Below are 19,652 nucleotides of genomic sequence, written 5' to 3'. Positions count from 1 at the left end.
CAAATCGAGGAATGCCGGAATTGCTGGTGTTTTGGAGAGTTACGGAATGTCTTCGCACAAAGCTGCACGATGCAGATCCCAGACTACGAATCTGGGGGTCAGGAGTTCGAATCTCTTCGGGCGCGCCAATTTCTTGGAAACCACTCATTTTATTCGTTCGTCGAACCCTTCCGTAGCCGCGGCGTCTGGGACGTTTCCGTCGGCAACGCGGCCCAGCGATCCCCCATCGCCGGGAGAGTCAGATCGGTCAGGAAGCTCGATCGCGAGACGTTCATGCGCACTCCAAAAACCAATTGCGAGATAGAGTCAGTCGATCTAGAGCGGTTCGCGTTTTGTCTGAATCGGGATTCCCAAGACTGAGCAAATCAGATTCGATGTTCTGACCGTTGGAGGTCGGGACAGATGGCCAAGCCTTATTCGATGGATTTGCGGGAACGGGCGTTGGCTCGCCTTGAAGAAGGCGAGACGAGCCGAGAGGTGGCCGCGGCACTGAAGGTGGCAGTTTCGAGCGTGATCAAGTGGGCGGCGCGCAAGCGTCGGCTGGGCAGTGCGGCACCCGGCAAGATGGGCGGTCATCGACCCTATCTGATTGACGGGGAGCATCGTGCCTTCGTCCTGAGCGAGGTCGAGCGGGATGCCAACATAACGCTTCATGAATTGACGGCCGCACTGGCTGACCGGGGTCTCATCATCCACCCTGCCAGCGTCGGTCGCTTCCTGCATCGCGAGGGCAAGAGTTTTAAAAAAAACCGTTCTGCCGGCTGAGCAACTCAAGCCAAAGCTGATGCGTCGGCGGACGCAATGGATGCGCTATCAGACCCGCATTGACCCAACGCGCCTGGTCTTCCTGGATGAAACGTGGGTCAAGACCAACATGGCGCCGTTGCGCGGCTGGGGTGTGCGCGGCAAGCGGCTGATGGCTCACGCGCCATATGGTCATTGGAAGACGATGACCTTCATCGCCGCACTGCGGCATGATCGGGTAGAGGCGCCTTGGGTCATTGACGGACCCATCAATGCGCAGGCCTTCCGTGTCTATGTCGAAACCGAACTCATCAAGACCCTGAAGCCGGGTGACATCGTCATTCTCGACAATCTCGGATCTCACAAGGGCCAAGCCGTCCGCGACATCGTCAGGGCCGCCGGTGCGCGGCTCTTCTTCCTGCCGCCTTACAGTCCAGATCTCAATCCAATCGAGAAGCTCTTCGCCAAGCTCAAGCACTGCATGCGACGTGCCGCCAAGCGAAGCATCCAGGCCGTACACAGCGCCATCGCCAGCACCCTCGACGTCGTCACCTCAAATGAATGTAACAACTACATCGAAAGCGCCGGATACAAGTCAACCTAAATGCGAACCGCTCTAGACTGATTGCATAACGCAATCAGAAGCGCGCGGATGTGCCGTGTGAGGAAAGGGGGAAGGCGTGGCCAAGCTCGTGTTCGGAATGAACCAATCCCTGGACGGCTACGTCGACCATACGGCATTTGCGCCAACCCCCACGCTCTTCCGCCACTTCATCGAGGAAGCTCAGAAGCAGGCTGGCAGCGTGTACGGTCGCCAAATGTATGAGATCATGCGTTACTGGGACGACGATCATCCTGAATGGGGTGCAGACGAACAGGCCTTCGCGGCGGCGTGGCGGAACCAGTCGAAATGGGTCGTTTCGCGCTCGCTGAAGTCGGTCGGCCCCAAGGCCAGGCTGATTGAGGATGATCTCGAAGGCGCGATCCGCGATCTGAAGGCCGGAAGGGACGGGGAGATCGAGGTTGCTGGTCCGACCTTGGCGCAAAGCCTTACAGAGCTTGGCCTGATCGATGAATATCGGATCTACTTGCACCCGGTCGTGCTTGGTCACGGCAAGCCATATTTTGCCGGACCTCGGCCGCGGCTCCGCCTCCTCACTCACGATCGGATTGGCGAGGACGTGATCCGGCTGACCTACGTTCCTGCTTGATCGCGCGATGTGCCCGTGCCGTCCCCACCCCAGTCATCGGCGCGGAATCTTCACCGACGTTCATACCTTGCTGCGCGATAGCAATTTCACTATATTGATAGCAATGCTATCAATTACCCAGGAACGCTATCAGATGCCCGCCGTCACTATTCGAAACCTGTCCGAAGAGGCGCACCGCGCCCTCAAGCTACGCGCGGCCCACCATGGCCGTAGCACCGAGGCCGAAATGCGCGAGCTTCTGGAAGCGGCGGTTCGTCCCGCCAATCGTATTCTTATCGGCTCCGCCATGTCGGCGTTGAGCCGTAGCGCCGGGCTGACCAATGCCGATTTCGAGCCGCTGGAGCAGGATCGCGACAGAACGCCGGCTACGCCCATGAGCTTCGAATGATCGTTCTGGACACGAACATCGTCTCCGAGGCGATGAAGCCTGAGCCTGCCCCTGCAGTCCGCGACTGGCTGGACGAGCAGGCTGCCGAAACCCTCTATCTCTCGAGCGTGACCGTCGCGGAGCTGGTGTTCGGCATCGGTGCCCTGCCTGACGGGCGGCGTAAACAGAATCTGGCCACGACGCTCGACGGGCTTCTCGACCTGTTCGACGGCAGAATCCTTCCCTTCGATACAGATGCCGCCCGCCGTTACGCCGATCTGGCCGTCGCAGCCCGCGACTCGGGCAGGGGCTTTCCCACGCCGGACGGATATATTGCGGCGATCGCGGTCGCCCACGGCTTCGTGGTCGCGACTCGGGACGCCAGCGCCTTCAAGGCGGCGGGCGTTCCCGTGATCGACCCCTGGAAGACCGGACAATGAGGGCCGCGTTCTTACGATGGAAACCACAATCCTGTTGCTGCTGATCGGCTTTGGCGCCGGTTTCTATTTTCGGGGTTTGCGCGCGAAGACCGAGGCGGCGAATTCTAAACGCCACGCCGATGCGCTCGATCAGCAGATCAGCATACTTCTGCGCGATATCGTCACGATGTCGGCCTGGTGCCTGCGCCAATCAGAGGGAACCAAACCGCCCGGCGGCGGTTTTCCTCTTGAAGGGACGCAGACCTCAACGGTGCGGAACAATGTACGACCATCTGGAATTGGAACTGGCGAGAGCCAGGCAGCGCGTCAAGCGTGCGGAACTTTTTCTCACGCGAGCAAATGAAATGCTGGACGAGGAGGGTGGCGTCGGCATCAGCCTTGCCTTGTGCTGCCGGATCAGATCCGAGCAAAGACGTGTGGCTGAAGCGCGCTCTCGCCTCCGCCACATCGATCCCACGACACACTGATCGTGCCATGGCTATGTCCTTCGAATCTCCCGAAAACAGTGTCGCATATCGCGCCGCCAAGCTCGCCGTGCTGCGAAAGCTGATGGTGAAGCATATCGAGCGCACCGATGCTCAGGCGCGGAATGTCGAACAGGCGCTCGCGGTGTTGGCTGAGGCAAATGCTCGGCCCCGCGGCGCACATCAGTAGCGCCCAGGTCGTCCTCAGGACGCCTTGGCGAGAAAGCTCTGGTAATCCGACTTCGCCTGCAGCAGGCGCAGCACGTTTTCGCGTGATCCGCGCACATGGGCGCGGGCCAGGGCGCCGGCCCGGGCGGCGTCGCCGGCGCAGATCGCTTCGACGATCTCGGCATGTTCGTCGCGGGCGATCTTCCATTCGTCGAGCCACAAGAGTTCGGTCCAGACATAGTGCTGGCATTTGTCGAGGATGCCGCACAGCATGCCGTGCAGCATCACATTGCCGCTGATTTCGGCGATGACGCGGTGCAGGTCGATGCCGACTTCGAGCTCCTGGAATTTTTCCTTTGTGGTGCGGTCCGGAATGGCGGCCAGCCGCTCGCATTCGGCGAGCATGGCGCGCAGCCGTGCCTTGTCCTTCTCAGTCGCGGCGGCGGCGGCCAGTTCGGTCGCATGGCCATCGAGCAGTTCGCGGATGTCGAAGGCTTCGCGGAACATGTTGATGTCGAATTCGGTGACGACATAGCCCTGACGTGGGCGGCCGGTGACCAGGCCGTCGCGCTCGAGGCGGTTGAAGGCCTCACGCACCGGCGTGCGGCTGACATTGAGTTTTGCGGCGATATCGCTCTCGGTGACGCGCGAGCCCGGCGGAATCTGGCCGGTCACGATCATCGCCTTGAGCGCGGAGTAGACCGACTCGCGCAGTGTGTTTTTGGTTTCCTTGGCCAAGGTTACGTTTCCAGTTCTCCGGTCTTCCCGCCGGAAGTGACGTGCTCTCTGATAGCTGTATTCAAAGTCGGCGCGATTTGCCACGCCCCGGCGATGCGTCCATCCAGCTCACCGTCGAAGGCTCCTAGCGACGACCTTGAGCGGTGTTGACATCGCCGATCTCGAAGCTACACTCAAAATTGTATACAAAATCGCATGCGAAATCAAAAACAAATGGGAACACCGGTTGGAGAGCCGAAAATGAGCAGGACAAGAAGCGTAAGAATTCTCGCGGTTGCCGGCCTCATGGCCATAGTCGCGGCGCCCGCAGTGGCGGGCGATACCATCACCGTCGCCTCGTGGGGCGGCACCTATCAGGAGGCGCAGACCAAGGCGTTCTTCACCCCGACTGCCGATGCGCTCGGCATCACCATCAAGCAGGACACCACCAACGGCCTCGACGACGTGCGCCTGCAAGTGACCGGCAATGCGGTGAAGTGGGACATTACCGAGCTTGGCGCCGATGAATGCGCGCGCGGCTCCAAGGAAGGGCTGTTCGAGAAACTCGACTACGGCATCATCGACAAGAGCGGCATCAACCCGAAGCTGGTCCATGACGACTGGGTCGGCATTTCCTACACCTCCGTCGTGCTGATCTACCGGACCGATGTCTTCGGCGATAAGGGTCCGAAGACCTGGGCCGACTTCTGGAACGTCGAAAAATTTCCGGGGCGGCGCGCGCTAAGCAGCAGCCAGGCGACCGAGACGCTCAGCGTGGCCGCACTCGCCTCCGGCCTGCCGATCGACAAGGTCTATCCTGTCGATATCGACGGCGCCTTGAAATCCGTCGACAAGATCCGTGGCCATGTCGATGCCTGGTGGACCTCGGGCGCCCAGGCCATGCAACTGGTGAAAGATGGCGAGGTCGACATGGCGAGCATCTGGAACGGCCGCGCCGGCACGCTGAAGAAGGAAGGCGCGCCGGTCAGCTTCTCCTTCGATCAGGGCGTGCTCACCGCCGACTGCATGGTCATCCCGAAGGGCGCCAAGAACAAGGAAGCGGCGATGAAGGCGCTGGCGATGTTCGTCAGCCCGCAATTGCAGGCCAACCTGCCGCTCTATGTCGACAACGGGCCGGTCAATGAAAAGGCCTTCGAGACCGGCAAGATCCCGCCGGAACGGATCAAGGACATCAACTCGGCGCCCGAAAACGTCAAGAAGCAGGTGCTGCAGGATGCCGAATTCTGGCGTGACACACTGGTCGAGGCGACGGAGAAGTTCAACAATCTGATCCAGCAATAGGCCGCGGCCATAGCTAACGGCGAGGGAGCACAACCTGCCTTGCCACCTCTTGTTTGCCGCCTAAGGAGAGAAAATCTTGTCCATTGCGCCATCCGCGCTGCCGATCAGCATGCGCCGGATCGAAAAGAGATTTGGCAGCGTGCCGGTGCTGCGCGACCTGAACCTCGATGTCGAGGCCGGCGAATTCCTGACGCTGCTCGGCCCTTCCGGCTCGGGAAAGACGACGCTGCTGATGATCCTGGCCGGGTTCGTGCGGGCCAATCGCGGCTCCATAAAAGTCGGCGGCGACGAGATCATCACCACGCCGCCGCACAGGCGCAACATCGGCATGGTGTTCCAGAACTACGCGCTGTTTCCGCATATGAACGTTTTTCACAACATCGCCTTTCCGCTGAAGCAGCGCGGCGTCGCGGCAGCCGAGACAGCCGAGCGGGTGGAGAAGGCGTTGGAACTGGTGAAGCTGCAGGGCCTGGGCGAACGGCGTGTCGACCAGCTCTCCGGCGGCCAGCGCCAGCGCGTGGCGCTGGCGCGCGCCATCGTCTTCGAACCGCGCATCGTGCTGATGGACGAACCGCTGTCGGCGCTCGACAAGGGCCTGCGCGAGCATATGCAGATCGAGTTGCGCGCGCTGCATAGGCGGCTTGGCATGACGACGGTCTACGTCACGCACGACCAGCGCGAAGCCATCACCATGTCGGACCGCATCGCCGTGATGAATGCCGGCCGCATCGAACAGCTCGACAAGCCCGAGACGCTCTACGCCGCGCCGAAGACGCAATTCGTCGCCGGCTTCATCGGCGAGTCGAATTTCATTCCCGTCGAGTGCCGCAACGGTTCGGTCTGGTACGAGGACAGGCGCATCCAGACCGCGGGGGCGGCGCCGGCGCCGGGCCAGCATTTGATGGTGGTGCGGCCGGAAAAGCTGCGGCTGGTCACGGCGGCCGAGCCGTCGAATGGCATCAATGTGCTCGATGCCACGGTCGGCGACATCATCTATCAGGGCGACAGCTTTGTTTGCTACGCATTGCTGCGCGATGGCCGCCAGCTGACGCTTCGCGACTATTGCCGCAGCGATGTGCTGGCCAGGATGCCAGCGCCCGGACAGCCGATCAGCCTTGGCCTCGATGCGCAGGACACCATCCTGGTGGCGGCCGAGGGATGAGCGCGCAATCCGCCCTTCTGAACGAGACCGCCGGCCGCGCGGGTCAGGACCTGAACACGCAGGCATTGCGCGCCGACGCGCGGCGCGAATCACTGCGGCTGCTGGCGCTCTTGTCGCCCAGCCTGTTCCTGGTCTTCGCCATCATCATCGTGCCGATCGGCTGGCTGTTCTGGCTGTCGCTGTTCGACGAGGCCGGCGCGCTGAGCGCATCCAACTATGCGCGCTTCTTCGAACAAGCCTCCTACATCAAGACCTTCATCACCACCTTCAAGGTCGCCTTCATCGTCACCGGCGCCTGCGTGCTGCTGGGTTATCCCCTGGCCTATATGCTGTCGCAACTGCCGCGCCGGGCAGCGTCGATCTGCCTGATCCTCGTCATCCTGCCGTTCTGGACGTCGGTGCTGGTGCGCACCTATGCCTGGCTGGTGATCCTGCAGCGCAAGGGCCTGATCAACAGCTGGCTGATCGACCTCGGCGTGATCAGCCAGCCGCTGTCGCTCGCCAACAATCTGTCCGGCGTCGTCATCGGCATGACGCATATATTGCTGCCGTTCCTGGTGCTGCCGCTCTATGCCTCGATGAAGACCATCGATACCGACTGCCTGCGCGCCGGCATGAGCCTCGGCGCCGGACCGGTCGCCACCTTCCGGCAGATCTTCTTTCCGCTGTCGCTGCCCGGCCTCGCCTCGGGCGTGGTCATCGTCTTCGTGCTCTGCCTCGGCTTCTTCGTCACGCCGGCACTGATGGGCGGCGGCAAGGTGATCATGTGGGCGATGCGCATGGAGCAGACCACCAGCCTCTATTCCAACTGGGGTGCTGGTGCGGCGCTCGGCGTGGTGCTGCTGGTGGTCACGCTGGCGCTTCTTGGTCTGTTCCAATGGCTGCTTGGCGCGCGCGCCACCGGTGTATGGAGTTCGCGATGAGCGGGGATGTCGGCCTGCCGATCTCGCACCGGCAACGTCTGTGGCTTTACGCACTCGGCGGCCTGGTGCTGTTGTTCCTGATCGCGCCGTCGGTCATCATCGTCATCATGTCGTTCTCGGATTCGACGCTGCTGCAGTTCCCGCCACAGCAATGGTCGCTGCGCTGGTACGAAGCCTATTTCCAGTCGCTGGAATGGCGCGATGCGACCATTGTCTCGGTCAAGGTGGCTGTCATGACCGTGCTGGTGGCGACGCCGCTCGGCACCGCTGCCGCCTATGCCATCAACCGGGGCACGCTGCGCTTCAACGGCACCATCAACGGGCTGCTGACCGCGTCGCTGATCATCCCGGTGATCCTGATCGGCATCGGCACCTTCTTCCTCTACGCCCGCATCGGCCTCAACAACACACTGACCGGCCTGGTCATCGCGCATACGGTGCAGGCGCTGCCGCTGGTGGTGCTGACCGTGCTGTCGGGCCTGCGCTCCTACGACATGAACCAGGAGCGGGTGGCGCGCAGCCTTGGCGCCGGGCGCATCGCCGCCTTCTGGCAGGTGACCATGCCGCAGATCCGGTTCTCGATCGTTTCGGGCGGCTTGTTCGCGTTCATCACCTCCTTCGACGAGGTGGTGGTTTCGCTGTTCATATCGGGCGGCGAGACGACGACGCTGACGCGCCGCATGTTCAACGCGCTGCGCGACCAGATCGACCCAACGATTGCCGCCATCTCGACCTGCCTGATCGTGCTTTCCATCCTGCTCTTGTCCGTCGCGCAGGTTTTCGGGCGGCGGCATTGATTTCACCAGACCAATTCGCAGAAATGACCCATGGGATATCCAGACAGAATGCGTGATTTCCAGTTTCCCGGCCGCTCGCCGGTTCGTGCCACGCAAGCGGTTGCCGCGACCTCGCACCCGCTTGCGACCCTTGCCGCGATCGACATGCTGCGCGCCGGCGGCAATGCCATGGATGCCGCCGTCTGCGCCGCCGCCGTGCAGGGCGTCGTCGAGCCGCAATCGACCGGCATAGGCGGCGATTGCTTCGTCCTTTACTGCCCGAAGGGACAGGGCGAGGTGCTGGCCTTCAACGGCTCGGGCCGCGCGCCGGCGGCCGCCACCGTCGACTGGTATCTCGACAAGGGTTTCAATGAGCTTCCGAAACAGGGGCCGCATGCGGTCACCGTGCCGGGCGCCGTCGACGCCTGGAGCCGGCTCTTGGAAGACCATGGCCGCAAGAGCCTGGCGGAGGTGCTGGCGCCTGCCATCCACTATGCCGAGAACGGCTATGTCGTGCATGACCGCGTCGCCTTCGACTGGGCGGAACCGGAAACCGACCTGTCGGCCGACGAGCACGCCGCGCGCATCTTCCTGCCGGGCGGCCAGGCGCCGAAGGCCGGCGATATCCACCGCCAGCCGGAACTCGCCGCCACTCTGCGGGTGATCGCCAAACAAGGCCGCGCCGGCTTCTACGAAGGCGCTGTCGCCGACGATATGGTGCGCCGGCTCAATGAATTGGGCGGGCTGCATTCGCACGAGGATTTCGCCGCGACCAAAGGCGACTATGTGGCGTCGGTCAGCACCGCCTATGGCGGCCATGACATCCACCAGATGCCGCCGAACAATCAGGGGCTGACGGCGCTGCTGATGCTGAACGTGCTGTCGGGCTTCAAGCTCGGCGGGCTCGACCCGAATGGCGCCGAGCGCCTGCATCTGGAGATCGAGGCCGGACGCCTCGCCTACCAGGACCGCGACCGCTACGTCGGCGACCAGGACCAGGTTCATGTGCCGGTAAAGCAGCTCCTGTCCGGGGCTTATGCCGACCGGCTGCGCGCCGAGATCCACCGCGACCGCGCCATGACGCATCTGCCGCGCCTGGACCTGCCCGGCAGCGACACGGTCTACATCTCGATCGTCGACCGCGACCGCAACGCGGTCTCCTTCATCAACTCGACCTATTATTCCTTCGGCAGCGGCGTCGTCGGCCCGAAGACCGGCATCGTGCTGCAGAACCGTGGCTCGAGCTTCCGCCTCGATCCGGCGCATCCGAACGCGATCGCACCCGGCAAACGGCCGATGCACACGATCATGCCAGGCATGGCGACGAAAAACGGCCGCGTGGTGATGCCGTTCGGCGTCATGGGCGGCGGCTACCAGCCTTTCGGCCATGTCCATCTTTTGACCAACATGATCGACTTCGGCATGGACCCGCAGCAGGCGCTGGATGCGCCGCGTGTGTTCTACAATGATGATACGGTGGAGGCCGAGCGCAATGTTCCCGCCGAGGCGATCGAAGGCTTGCGCCAGCGCGGCCATCGCGTCGCCGAGCCGCAGCATCCGCTTGGCGGCGGGCAAGTGGTGCTGATCGACTGGGAGAAAGGCACGCTCACCGGCGCCTCCGATCCGCGCAAGGATGGGATGGCGCTGGGGTATTGAGGCGGTCGGGGGAGCCGGTTTCCGGAGGTTGGCGCTGCCCCTCATCCGCCCTTCGGGCACCTTCTCCCCGTAAACGGGGAGAAGGAAGCGGAGCTTATCTCCCGGGCTTTCTAGAAGCAGTCGTTTGAAACATAGTCGGTGACCATGAGCACGAATTCAAAAGACCTTTCCCACCGTCTCGCCGCCGGCGCCGATGACGCTCCGGCAATCCTGGCGCCCGACCGCGCTACCCTCACCCATGGCGGGCTGCGCAACCTGATCGCGGCCACGGCAAAACAACTGCATGCGCTCGGCATTGGCCGGGGCGACCGGGTGGCGATCGTGCTGCCGAACGGGCCGGAGATGGCCACCGCCTTTGTCGCAGCGGCGGCCGCCGCGTCGACGGCGCCGCTCAATCCCGCCTATCGCGCCGACGAACTCGATTTTTATCTCACCGACATCGGCGCAAAGGCGATCCTGGTGGCGGAAAACGAGACTGGGCCGGCGGTGGCAGTGGCAGAACGTCTCGGCATCGGCGTACTGCGGCTTGTCGTGCAGCCGGACACGCCCGCCGGCAGTTTCACCATCGAGGGCGCGGCGATCGGTCCGCAAGCAGCGCCCGACATGGCGGGGGATGGCGACATTGCGCTGCTGCTGCACACGTCGGGCACGACATCGCGCCCAAAGCTGGTGCCGCTCAGCCATGCCAACATAGCGGCCTCCGCCCACCATATCGGCGCGACACTTGGCCTGAGCGCCGATGACCGCTGCCTCAACATCATGCCGCTGTTCCACATTCACGGCCTGATCGCGGCGGTGCTGTCTTCGCTGGCAGCGGGCGGCAGCATCTACTGCACGCCGGGCTTCAACGCGCTGCGCTTCTTCCAGTGGCTGAGCGACGCCAGGCCGAGCTGGTACACGGCGGTGCCGACCATGCACCAGGCGATCCTGCCGCGCGCGGCGCGCAATGAAGAAGCGCTGGCGGCGGCGCGCCTGCGCTTCATCCGCTCGTCCTCGGCGTCGCTGCCGGCGCAGGTGATGGGCGAGTTGGAGAAAACCTTCGGCTGCCCGGTGATCGAATCCTACGGGATGACCGAAGCGGCGCACCAGATGGCCTCGAACCGGCTGCCGCCGGGCCTGCGCAAGCCGGGCAGCGTCGGCGCCGGCGCCGGGCCGGAGGTGGCGGTGATGGCGCCGGACGGGCGACTGCTCACAGCCGGCGAGACCGGCGAGATCGTCATCCGCGGACCCAATGTGACGGCGGGCTATGAGAAGAACCCGGACGCCAACGCCACGGCCTTCGCGCATGGCTGGTTCCACACCGGCGACCAGGGCGTGCTCGACGAGGACGGCTATCTCCGCGTCACGGGCCGGCTGAAGGAGATCATCAACCGCGGCGGCGAAAAGATCTCGCCGCTCGAGGTCGACGACGTGCTGATGGACCATCCGGCGGTGGCGCAGGTCGTCACCTTCGCCATGCCGCATGACAAGCTCGGCGAGGAGGTGGCGGCGGCGGTGGTGCTGCGCGAAGGCATGAGCGCCAGCGAAAGCGATATCCGCGCTCACGCCGCAACGCGGCTCGCCGACTTCAAGGTGCCGCGCAAGGTGCTGATCCTGGACGAAATCCCCAAGGGCGCGACCGGCAAGCTGCAGCGCATCGGCCTTGCCGCCAAACTCGGGCTTTGACGATGAAGATCACCATTTTCGGCGCCGGCGCGATCGGCGGCTATCTCGCCGCCAAGCTGGCGATCGCCGGCCGCACCGACCTGTCGATCGTGGCGCGCGGCGCCCATCTCGAAGCCATTCAGGCCATCGGCCTGCGCCTGATCGAGGACGGCGAGGAATCGGTGGCTCCCGTCCGCGCCGCCGCGAAGGCCGAGGAGCTCGGCGTGCAGGACATCGTCGTGCTGGCGCTGAAGGCCCATTCGCTCACCCCGGCGCTGGACCAGATCGCGCCACTGTTTGGGGACCACACAGCCGTCGTCACCATGCAGAACGGCGTGCCGTGGTGGTATTTCCATGGCGTCGGCGGGCCGCTCGAAGGCACCAGGTTGAACGCGGTCGATCCGGGCGGCGCGATCTGGCAGCGGATCGGGCCGCAGCGCGTCATCGGCTCGGTCGTCTATCCCGCCGTCGAGGTCGATGCGCCCGGCCTCATCCGCCATGTCGAGGGCAAGCGCTTCTCGCTCGGCGAACCCTCGGGCGAACGCAGCGAACGGGTGACGCGTTTGGCCGAGGAGATGGTCAAGGCCGGCCTGCAGGCGCCGGTGCGCGACGACATCCGCAGCGAAATCTGGGTAAAACTGTGGGGCAACCTCTCCTTCAACCCGATCTCGGCGCTGACCGGCTCCACGCTGGCCGCGATCGTCGCCGACGAAGGCACCCGCACGCTAGCCCGCAGCATGATGCTGGAAGCCCAGGCGATCGGCGAAAGCCTCGGCGTGCGTTTTCCGATCGGGGTCGACCGCCGCATCAAGGGCGCCGGCGATGTCGGCGAACACAAGACCTCGATGCTGCAGGATCTGGAGCGCGGCCGCCCGATGGAAATCGACGCGCTGGTGAGCGCCGTGCAGGAACTTGGCCGGCTAACGGACAAGCCGACGCCGACGATCGATGCGGTGCTGGCGCTGGTAAGGCGGCTGGCGGTGGAGCGGGAGTGCTACGGGTGAAGGTGGGCAGACTGAGCCATGTGGGGGCTGCCTGCATCGGGTTAGCAACCGCTTTTGGACCCAAAGCCGACCTAAGCTTTTGAACCTGCTATCAGCAGCTTTGCGTAACCCTACTCGGCGGCCGTCTCCGATGGCGCCTCTGCCGGCCCCGAAGGTTCGGCCTCGGCACGGGGCTTGCGCGGTGAAAACAGCGACCTGAGCGTGACGTAGAACACCGGCGTCAGGAACAGGCCGACGAAGGTGACGCCGAGCATGCCGGAGAACACCGCGGTGCCGAGCGACTGGCGCATTTCCGCGCCCGGGCCCGTTGCGATCATCAGCGGCACGACGCCGAGGATGAACGCGAAGGCGGTCATCAGAATCGGCCGCAGCCTGAGCCGGCAGGCTTCGACGGCAGCCTCGGCGGCCGACAGGCCGCGTTCCTGCGCCTGCCGCGCGAATTCGACGATCAGGATCGCGTTCTTGGCGGCAAGCCCGATCAGCACGATGAGGCCGATCTGCACGAGGATGTTGTTGTCCAGCCCTCGGAAAGACACGCCGAGCAACGCCGCGAGCACGCCGAGCGGCACCACCAGCACAATGGCGAACGGCAGCACCCAGCTTTCATATTGCGCCGCCAGAGCCAGGAATACGAACAGCACCGACAGTCCGAAGATATAGACAGCGGCATTGCCGGTGTTGCGCTCCTGATAGGCGAGCTCGGTCCATTCATAGGAGGTACCGGCCGGCAGCGTCTTTGCCGTGATCCCTTCCATCAATGCCAGCGCGTCGCCCGTGGAAACGCCGGGCGCGGCGTTGCCCTGCAGCGGCACCGAGACGTACATGTTGTAGCGCTGGACCAGCGCCGGGCCGGTGACGTCGCGGATCTCGATCAACGTACCGAGCGGAACCAGCGCGCCGGTCGCCGAGCGCACCTTCAGTTTCAGGATGTCGGCGCGATCGAGGCGGAACGCCTGGTCGGCCTGCGCCCGCACCTGGTAAACGCGGCCGAAAGCGTTGAAGTCGTTGACGTAGGCGGTGCCCAAATTGATCGACAGAGTCTCGAAGATGTTGGGGATCGGCACGTTCAGGATGCGCGCCTTGTCGCGATCGATCGCCAGGAAGAATTGCGGACTCGACGCGGAGAACGTGGTGAACACGCCCGCCAGCCCCGGCGTCTTGTTGGCCTTGCCGGCGATTTCGTAGGCAAGCGCCAGGATCTGCCGCATGTCGGCGCTGTTGCGCTCCTGGATCTGCAGCTTGAAGCCGCCGGCATTGCCGACGCCGCGGATCGGTGGCGGCGGCAGTGCGATAATGAAGGCTTCCTTGATGCTTTGCAGGCTGCCGAACAGATTGCCGATGACCTTGGTCGCCGACTGGCCGGCCTTCAGTCGCTCGTCAAACGGCTTGAACCTGGCGAAGATCACGCCCTGGTTGCTGGCGTTGGTGAAGGTCGCGCCGGAGAAGCCGGCGAAGGCGACTGCGTAGTCGACGCCCGGCGTTTTCTGGATGATCTGTGACGCCTGTTGGATGACCGCATCGGTCCTCGACAGCGAGGCACCGTCCGGCAACTGGACGACGACGATCGCATAGCCCTGGTCGAGCGACGGAATGAAACCGCGCGGCACCGTCTGCACCATGTAGACCGTGGCGTAGATGAGGGCGGCGAAAACGGCCAGCATGGCGGTGATCGCTATCCGCGAGCCGACCAGCACGCGGATGATGCTCGAATACCAATGGGCGACCCTGTCAAAGCCGCGATTGAAGCCGTCGGCGAGCGCCCGTCCGAACCGCGCCAGGAAAAAGCGCGGCGGCGCCGCCGCGGCGTGGTGCGGCTTGAACAGCAGTGCGGCCAGCGCCGGCGAAAGCGTCAGCGAATTGAATGCAGAGATCGCCGTCGACACGGCGATGGTGATCGCAAACTGCAGGTAGAACTGCCCGGAAATGCCGGGGATGAAGGCTGTCGGTACGAACACGGCTATCAGCACCAGCGAGATCGCGATGATGGCCGTTCCGACTTCGTTCATGGTCAGGTGCGACGCCGGATTGGGCGCCAGCCCACTGGCGATATTGCGCTCGACGTTCTCTACCACGACGATCGCATCGTCGACGACGATGCCGATCGCCAGCACGAGGCCGAACAGTGTCAGCATGTTGAGCGAGAAGCCGGCGGCATAAAGCACAGCCAGCGTGCCGATCAACGACACGGGGATCGCCACGATCGGCACGATCGCCATGCGCCACGATTGCAGGAAGACGATGATGACGATGATGACCAGCAACATCGCCTCGAGGATCGTCTTGTAGACCTCGTGGATCGACTCGGCGACGAACTCGGTTGGATTGTAGACGATGTCGTAGCTCAACCCCTTCGGGAAGTCGCGGGAAAGCTCCTTCATCTTGTCCTGGATCTCCGCGGCTGCGGCGAGCGCGTTGGTGCCCGGCCGCTGGAAGATGGCGAGCGCCACCGCCGGTTTGCCGTTGAGATAGGAGTTGGTAACGTAATCCTTGGCGCCGAGTTCGATGCGCGCCACGTCCTGCAGCGAGATCAGGCGGCCGTCGTCGGTCGATTTGACGATCACGTATCGGAAGTCGCGTGCGTCGTTGAAGCGGCCTTGCGTAGTGACCGTGTACTGGAACGCCGTGCCGCTGTTGGTCGGCGGCGCGCCGATCGAGCCGCCCGACACCTGGACGTTCTGGTCGCGCAGCGCCTGCACCACATCGCCCGAGGTCATCCCCAGAGCGGACAGTTTTTCCGGATCGAGCCAGATGCGCAGCGAATATTCGCGTTCGCCGAAGATGATGAGGTCGCCGACGCCGTCAAGTCTGAGCAGTATGTCGCGCACCCGCGAGCGGGCGTAGTTCGAGACGTAGAGCTGGTCGTAGGTATTGTCGGGCGACAGCATGTGCACGACCATCATCAGGTCGGGCGAGCTCTTGGTGGTGGTGATGCCGAGGCGGCGGACTTCTTCGGGCAGGCGCGGCTCGGCGACCGACACGCGGTTCTGCACCAGCACCTGCGCCTGGTCGAGATTGGTGCCCAGCTTGAAGGTGACGGTCAGCGCCATCGCCCCGTCGCCCGACGAATAGGACGACATGTAGAGCATCCCCTCGACGCCGTTGATCTCCTGCTCGATCGGCGTTGCCACCGTCGCTGCGACCGTCTCGGCGTCGGCGCCCGGATACTGCGCGCGAATGACGATGGTCGGCGGCGCGATCTCGGGATATTGCGCGACCGGCAGCTGGGTATAGGCAATCCCGCCGAGGATCAGCAGGACGATCGAAACGACCGATGCGAAGATCGGACGGTCGACGAAGAAATGTGCGAACCTCATTGCTGCAACTCGGCGGTCTCGGCCTTGGGCGGCAACGTCACCATCTCGACCTTCACCTTGGTGCCGGGCCTGGCGTGCATCAGCCCGTTGACGATGATCGTCTCGTTGCCGGTCAGGCCCTCGCGGATCACGCGGTAGCCGTCGAGACGCGGGCCGGTGCGCACGGGCTTCGCCGACACCATCCCGGCCTCATCCACCAGGAACACGATGCGGCGATCCTGATCGGCGCCGATCGCCTCGTCGGGCACCAGCACGCCGCTATGCGGCAGCGACCCCGGCACGTTGATGCGCCCGAACATGCCTGGCTGGAGAACGCCGTCGGCGTTGGGAAACGTAGCCCGCACCCGCATGGTGCCGGTCGCGTTGTCGATCCGGTTCTCGGCAAAATCGAGCTTGCCTTTGAATACTGCCTCCGCGCGGTCGGCGACGTGAACCACCACATCGAGCCCGCCGGCGCCTTCCTGCATGCTGCCGCCACGCGCCTTCGCGTCGCGGGCGTAGCTGAAATACAGGCGCTCATCGACGTCGAAATAGAAGTCGATCGGATCGCGCGTGACGATGGTCGTCAGCAAGGTGGAATCCGGCTGCACGAGGTTGCCGACCGACACCAGCCGGCGGTCGATGCGGCCGGACAAGGGCGCCTTGATCTCGGTGAATTCCATGTTCAGGCTGGCCGTCGTCAGCGCAGCCGTCGCGCCCTGCATCTGCGCCTGCGCCTGCGCCGAAAGATATTCCCGCCGGCGGTCGTCGACCGTCGCGGTTGAGATATTGCCGGTCTTGGCGAGTTCGTCGGCGCGATCCAGCTGCATCTTGGAGAATTCGAGCAGACTCTTGGCGACGTCCACCTGCGATTTGGCGGCATCATAAGCCGCCTGGTACGGACGCTGGTCGATGGTGAAGAGCAGGTCGCCCTTGTTGACCAGTGCGCCGTCCTGGAAGCTGACCTTATCCAGATAGCCGCTGACGCGCGAACGGATGGCGACCTGGTCGACGGCTTCGAAGCGCCCGACGAACTCGTCGTCTTCGACGATTTCACGGACCACCGGCTTGGCCGCCGTCACCACGGGTAGCTGCTGGTCCTGCGCAAACGCTGTGCTGCTGAAAGCAATGCCGAGCAGGAATGCCGCCGACACGGCGGCGCGGGCAAGCCAGCCGGCCGATCGATGGGGTCGCCCGCCCGCGTCGCGATGCAATTGCCCATTCCCTGGGGTGTCCATTTGCGTCCCCGCTCGCTGGACCCGGAGGTCGGTTGATACGCTCTACGCTCAGGCTTCTCGTCGAGAGAAGAGCACGGCAGTGTTGTGCATGGCAACATGATCATTTTCCATGTGGGCTGAAATGTCCACCCTGTGGCTGCCTCGCCACTTGGCTAGAGCCAGTCGCGATTTAGCGGCCAAGATAGGGCGCCAGCGGAATGGCACTTTTTCTGGCTGGTTCGTCCCAGAACCGGACCGTCCGCTTCCCGCCCACCTCAAGACGTTTGCACATCGGCGCAGATTTCGCCTTGCCTCATCACGGCGATGCGGTCGCGGCCTACCACCGGCAGATCGTGGCCGATGAACAGCATGTCGCCTGCTGCCGGTCCTTCAATAGGTTGAGAATCTGTGCCTGGATGGAGACGCCGTCGCCGCCGGCCGGCGTGCGTCCATTGCTTACGCCGCGTTGCCGGTTTGGGGTTTGCGCAGCAGGCCCGCCGCCGGATCGAACAAGGCCTTGGCGGCGGAGCCTTCGACGCGGCCTGCGTCGAAGGCCAGCGCGTCATGCATGGGAAGGGCTGGCGAGAAGAGAAAACCCTGCGCGATCATGCAGTCGAGCGATCGCAGGATCCGGCGATCCGCGTCGGTTTCGACGCCCTCGGCGACCACCTCTATTCCGAGCGTTCGCCCGAGATCGATGACTGCCTTGACCAGGGCCTGATCTTCCACGGAGCTGGCGAGATCGCGAACGAAGTCCTTGTCGATCTTGATCTTGCGGATCCGGCTGTCCTTCAGCGAAACCAGCGTCGAAAACCCGGTGCCGAAATCATCCAGCACAATGGACAGGCCGGCATCCGCCAGGCGTTCCAGCTTTTCGTCAATCCTGTCGCGATCCACGGGCGCTTCTTCCGTTATCTCGATCTCGAGCATCGCCACCGGGACATTCTTGGTCCTGAGGCTGTGCAGGATCATTTCGTCGACATTGCCCGCCTCGAGCTCGCGCGGCGAAAGATTCATCGCGACCCGGACATGCTGACGCCCGCTTCTCACCAGCTCTTCGATCATGGCGCAGCAGTTGAGAAACACCGTTTCCGTCAACAGGGAAAGCAGCCCGGTTTCACGCGCCGCGGTGACGATCTCAGGCGGGGAAATGGCGCCATGAACCTGGTGGCGCCAGCGCAGCAGCGCCTCGAAGCCGACGACGGCATTCGTGTCCAGCCGCACCAGGGGCTGGAACCATGAGCAAAGCGTGCCTGTTTCGATGGCGCCGCGCAGATCGCGCTCGATGCAGTGCTTGCGTTCGAGACCGCGGTCGAGACCGGCATCGAAGAGACGGTATTCATTCCTGCCACTGCGCTTGGCCGCATAAAGCGCGAAGTCTGCCCGCAGCAGCATCTCCGTCAATTGCGGCCTCTCCGACACATAGATGCCGATCGAAGCGCCGACGCGCACCGAATTCAACGCCGGATCCGGATTGGCGATAGCGGCGATGATCGAGGATGCAAGCTCGTCGGTTGACTGCACGGATTTGCCGGCGGGAAAGAGCAGCACGAACTCGTCGCCGCCAATGCGCGAAATGGTTGCGCCAGGCGGAGCATGGTCCTCGATCCTGCGCGCAACCCTGACCAGCAGGCCGTCGCCGATATTGTGACCATAGGTGTCGTTGACGGATTTGAAGCCGTCCAGGTCGATCAGCATGGCCACGAACGGACCGTCGGCAAGTCCAAGCTGGCGGATGGCTTGCTCGAGCCCATATCGGTTGAGCAAATTCGTCAGCGGATCGCGCCTGGAGTTTTGCTCCATCTGGGTGGCGAAGTCTTTCGCCTCGTATTTGAGGCGGCTTGTTTCCCGGAAGCGGGCTTGTCCAAGAAGCGCGCTTCTGATCATTCCAACGAGAAACAGCAGGACCGTGAAAGCCAGAATGTAATTTTCGATACCGCCTTTCGCCGAAAGGCAGCCGATGGCGACCAAAAGCGGCAGCGTCATGAAGTTGATCGAGGCCGGGGCGTATGATGTTCCGTAGGTGACCGAACCGGCCGACGTGCCTGCCAGGACGATCAGGTAGATCGGCGCCTGGGGCGTGGTGTAGCCATCGGTCAGCACCGCCAGGAAAGACCAGGCGATGCCCGACGCCAGAGCCAGCATGCCATAGGAAGAAAGCCGCGCACCGATCGGCTTCAGCCAGTTGTCGGCGGTGCCCGATTGGGAGAGAGCAAGGGCTATGCGTGCGCCATTTATTGTGCCGACCGCCGCAAACCACAACACCGCCGCAAACCCGCCGCCCGAAAGCAGCTGCACGGCCAGGATCAGCGCCGAAAGGACCGTGCCGATAGGCATCGAAATGAAGACACCCGCCCGCAGATCGGCGAACTGATCCCGGAGAATCCCGGCGTCCACGGATTCACCCTGCCCCTGAGGGGCGGATCCTTGAACAGGCTGCTCGGAGTGCCACATGGGGGTAAGTAGCTAGGCCAGTCGGGTGAAAATCGCGTTAAGGATTTCAGCACCTTACGGTGCAATCGCCCGATTTTTGGCCCGTGACGCGCCGTTCTTTTACTCGCTGG

The 19,652-nt window shown here is 63.6% G+C and carries 17 protein-coding genes; 13 read left to right on the top strand and 4 right to left on the bottom strand.

Annotated elements, in window-relative coordinates; genetic code table 11:
- Nucleotides 1-402 precede the first annotated feature (402 nt).
- The 6 genes from HB778_RS15540 to HB778_RS15515 all read left to right on the top strand — a co-directional run bounded on the left by HB778_RS15540 (nt 403) and on the right by HB778_RS15515 (nt 3,416).
- Nucleotides 403-1,348, top strand: a protein-coding gene (locus tag HB778_RS15540; RefSeq protein WP_183458765.1) for an IS630 family transposase whose coding sequence is annotated in 2 segments (ribosomal slippage) — nt 403-741 and nt 743-1,348 — 945 coding nt in all. Because the reading frame shifts where the segments join, the coding sequence is not laid out codon by codon here.
- 76 nt (nt 1,349-1,424) lie between these two features.
- Nucleotides 1,425-1,955, top strand: coding sequence for a dihydrofolate reductase family protein (locus tag HB778_RS15535; protein ID WP_183464637.1), 531 nt, complete (start codon nt 1,425-1,427; stop codon nt 1,953-1,955).
- 133 nt (nt 1,956-2,088) lie between these two features.
- Complete coding sequence (locus HB778_RS15530; protein ID WP_183465102.1) at nt 2,089-2,343, top strand: FitA-like ribbon-helix-helix domain-containing protein; 255 nt, start codon at nt 2,089-2,091, stop codon at nt 2,341-2,343.
- Nucleotides 2,340-2,762 (top strand): type II toxin-antitoxin system VapC family toxin, encoded by a 423-nt coding sequence (locus HB778_RS15525; RefSeq protein ID WP_183464636.1) that lies wholly within the window; start codon nt 2,340-2,342, stop codon nt 2,760-2,762. The genes HB778_RS15530 and HB778_RS15525 overlap by 4 nt, the downstream gene beginning before the upstream one ends.
- A 16-nt stretch (nt 2,763-2,778) precedes the next feature.
- On the top strand, nt 2,779-3,105 hold the full coding sequence (locus HB778_RS15520) for a hypothetical protein (protein ID WP_183464635.1): 327 nt from the start codon (nt 2,779-2,781) through the stop codon (nt 3,103-3,105).
- Nucleotides 3,106-3,236: 131 nt separating this feature from the next.
- The gene (locus tag HB778_RS15515; RefSeq protein ID WP_183464634.1) at nt 3,237-3,416 is read left to right on the top strand and encodes a hypothetical protein; all 180 of its coding nucleotides are present in this window, start codon (nt 3,237-3,239) and stop codon (nt 3,414-3,416) included.
- Between the two features lie 14 nt (nt 3,417-3,430).
- Here HB778_RS15515 and HB778_RS15510 read toward each other — a convergent pair whose 3' ends face one another.
- Complete coding sequence (locus HB778_RS15510; RefSeq protein WP_183464633.1) at nt 3,431-4,132, bottom strand: GntR family transcriptional regulator; 702 nt, start codon at nt 4,130-4,132, stop codon at nt 3,431-3,433.
- A gap of 240 nt (nt 4,133-4,372) precedes the next feature.
- Between HB778_RS15510 and HB778_RS15505 the strand changes: the two genes are divergently transcribed.
- The 7 genes from HB778_RS15505 (at nt 4,373) to HB778_RS15475 (ending at nt 12,578) form a co-directional block, all read left to right on the top strand.
- Entirely contained in the window at nt 4,373-5,413 is a 1,041-nt protein-coding gene (locus HB778_RS15505; RefSeq protein WP_183464632.1) for an ABC transporter substrate-binding protein, read from the top strand.
- 76 nt (nt 5,414-5,489) lie between these two features.
- Nucleotides 5,490-6,575 (top strand): ABC transporter ATP-binding protein, encoded by a 1,086-nt coding sequence (locus tag HB778_RS15500; RefSeq protein ID WP_183464631.1) that lies wholly within the window; start codon nt 5,490-5,492, stop codon nt 6,573-6,575.
- Nucleotides 6,572-7,498, top strand: coding sequence for an ABC transporter permease (locus HB778_RS15495; RefSeq protein ID WP_183464630.1), 927 nt, complete (start codon nt 6,572-6,574; stop codon nt 7,496-7,498). The genes HB778_RS15500 and HB778_RS15495 overlap by 4 nt, the downstream gene beginning before the upstream one ends.
- Complete coding sequence (locus tag HB778_RS15490; RefSeq protein WP_183464629.1) at nt 7,495-8,295, top strand: ABC transporter permease; 801 nt, start codon at nt 7,495-7,497, stop codon at nt 8,293-8,295. The genes HB778_RS15495 and HB778_RS15490 overlap by 4 nt, the downstream gene beginning before the upstream one ends.
- A 48-nt stretch (nt 8,296-8,343) precedes the next feature.
- On the top strand, nt 8,344-9,930 hold the full coding sequence (ggt, locus tag HB778_RS15485) for a gamma-glutamyltransferase (RefSeq protein WP_183464628.1): 1,587 nt from the start codon (nt 8,344-8,346) through the stop codon (nt 9,928-9,930).
- 144 nt (nt 9,931-10,074) lie between these two features.
- Nucleotides 10,075-11,595 carry an acyl--CoA ligase gene (locus tag HB778_RS15480; RefSeq protein WP_183464627.1) on the top strand — a complete coding sequence of 507 codons (1,521 nt, stop codon included), beginning with the start codon at nt 10,075-10,077 and terminating at the stop codon, nt 11,593-11,595.
- Nucleotides 11,596-11,597: 2 nt separating this feature from the next.
- On the top strand, nt 11,598-12,578 hold the full coding sequence (locus HB778_RS15475; RefSeq protein WP_183464626.1) for a 2-dehydropantoate 2-reductase: 981 nt from the start codon (nt 11,598-11,600) through the stop codon (nt 12,576-12,578).
- 110 nt (nt 12,579-12,688) lie between these two features.
- Here the strand turns inward: HB778_RS15475 and HB778_RS15470 are convergent, their stop codons facing one another.
- The 3 genes from HB778_RS15470 to HB778_RS15460 all read right to left on the bottom strand — a co-directional run bounded on the left by HB778_RS15470 (nt 12,689) and on the right by HB778_RS15460 (nt 19,485).
- The gene (locus HB778_RS15470) at nt 12,689-15,892 is read right to left on the bottom strand and encodes an efflux RND transporter permease subunit (RefSeq protein ID WP_183464625.1); all 3,204 of its coding nucleotides are present in this window, start codon (nt 15,890-15,892) and stop codon (nt 12,689-12,691) included.
- Entirely contained in the window at nt 15,889-17,109 is a 1,221-nt protein-coding gene (locus HB778_RS15465; protein ID WP_244661924.1) for an efflux RND transporter periplasmic adaptor subunit, read from the bottom strand. The genes HB778_RS15470 and HB778_RS15465 overlap by 4 nt, the downstream gene beginning before the upstream one ends.
- A gap of 435 nt (nt 17,110-17,544) precedes the next feature.
- On the bottom strand, nt 17,545-19,485 hold the full coding sequence (locus HB778_RS15460; RefSeq protein WP_244661923.1) for a putative bifunctional diguanylate cyclase/phosphodiesterase: 1,941 nt from the start codon (nt 19,483-19,485) through the stop codon (nt 17,545-17,547).
- Nucleotides 19,486-19,652 lie beyond the last annotated feature (167 nt).

This window comes from Mesorhizobium huakuii, assembly GCF_014189455.1.
GTDB classification, from domain to species: domain Bacteria; phylum Pseudomonadota; class Alphaproteobacteria; order Rhizobiales; family Rhizobiaceae; genus Mesorhizobium; species Mesorhizobium huakuii_A.
Note: the sequence above shows the minus strand (reverse complement) of the source record. Positions and strands in the feature narration are given on the sequence as shown.

Bases quoted from the DNA above. Each gene is read 5' to 3' on its own strand.
- HB778_RS15530 (WP_183465102.1), top strand. From the start codon at position 2,089: ATGCCCGCCGTCACTATTCGAAACCTGTCCGAAGAGGCGCACCGCGCC.
- HB778_RS15525 (WP_183464636.1), top strand. From the start codon at position 2,340: ATGATCGTTCTGGACACGAACATCGTCTCCGAGGCGATGAAGCCTGAG.
- HB778_RS15520 (WP_183464635.1), top strand. From the start codon at position 2,779: ATGGAAACCACAATCCTGTTGCTGCTGATCGGCTTTGGCGCCGGTTTC.
- HB778_RS15515 (WP_183464634.1), top strand. From the start codon at position 3,237: ATGGCTATGTCCTTCGAATCTCCCGAAAACAGTGTCGCATATCGCGCC.
- HB778_RS15505 (WP_183464632.1), top strand. From the start codon at position 4,373: ATGAGCAGGACAAGAAGCGTAAGAATTCTCGCGGTTGCCGGCCTCATG.
- HB778_RS15495 (WP_183464630.1), top strand. From the start codon at position 6,572: ATGAGCGCGCAATCCGCCCTTCTGAACGAGACCGCCGGCCGCGCGGGT.
- HB778_RS15490 (WP_183464629.1), top strand. From the start codon at position 7,495: ATGAGCGGGGATGTCGGCCTGCCGATCTCGCACCGGCAACGTCTGTGG.
- ggt (WP_183464628.1), top strand. From the start codon at position 8,344: ATGCGTGATTTCCAGTTTCCCGGCCGCTCGCCGGTTCGTGCCACGCAA.
- HB778_RS15480 (WP_183464627.1), top strand. From the start codon at position 10,075: ATGAGCACGAATTCAAAAGACCTTTCCCACCGTCTCGCCGCCGGCGCC.
- HB778_RS15475 (WP_183464626.1), top strand. From the start codon at position 11,598: ATGAAGATCACCATTTTCGGCGCCGGCGCGATCGGCGGCTATCTCGCC.
- HB778_RS15470 (WP_183464625.1), bottom strand. From the start codon at position 15,892: ATGAGGTTCGCACATTTCTTCGTCGACCGTCCGATCTTCGCATCGGTC.
- HB778_RS15465 (WP_244661924.1), bottom strand. From the start codon at position 17,109: ATGGACACCCCAGGGAATGGGCAATTGCATCGCGACGCGGGCGGGCGA.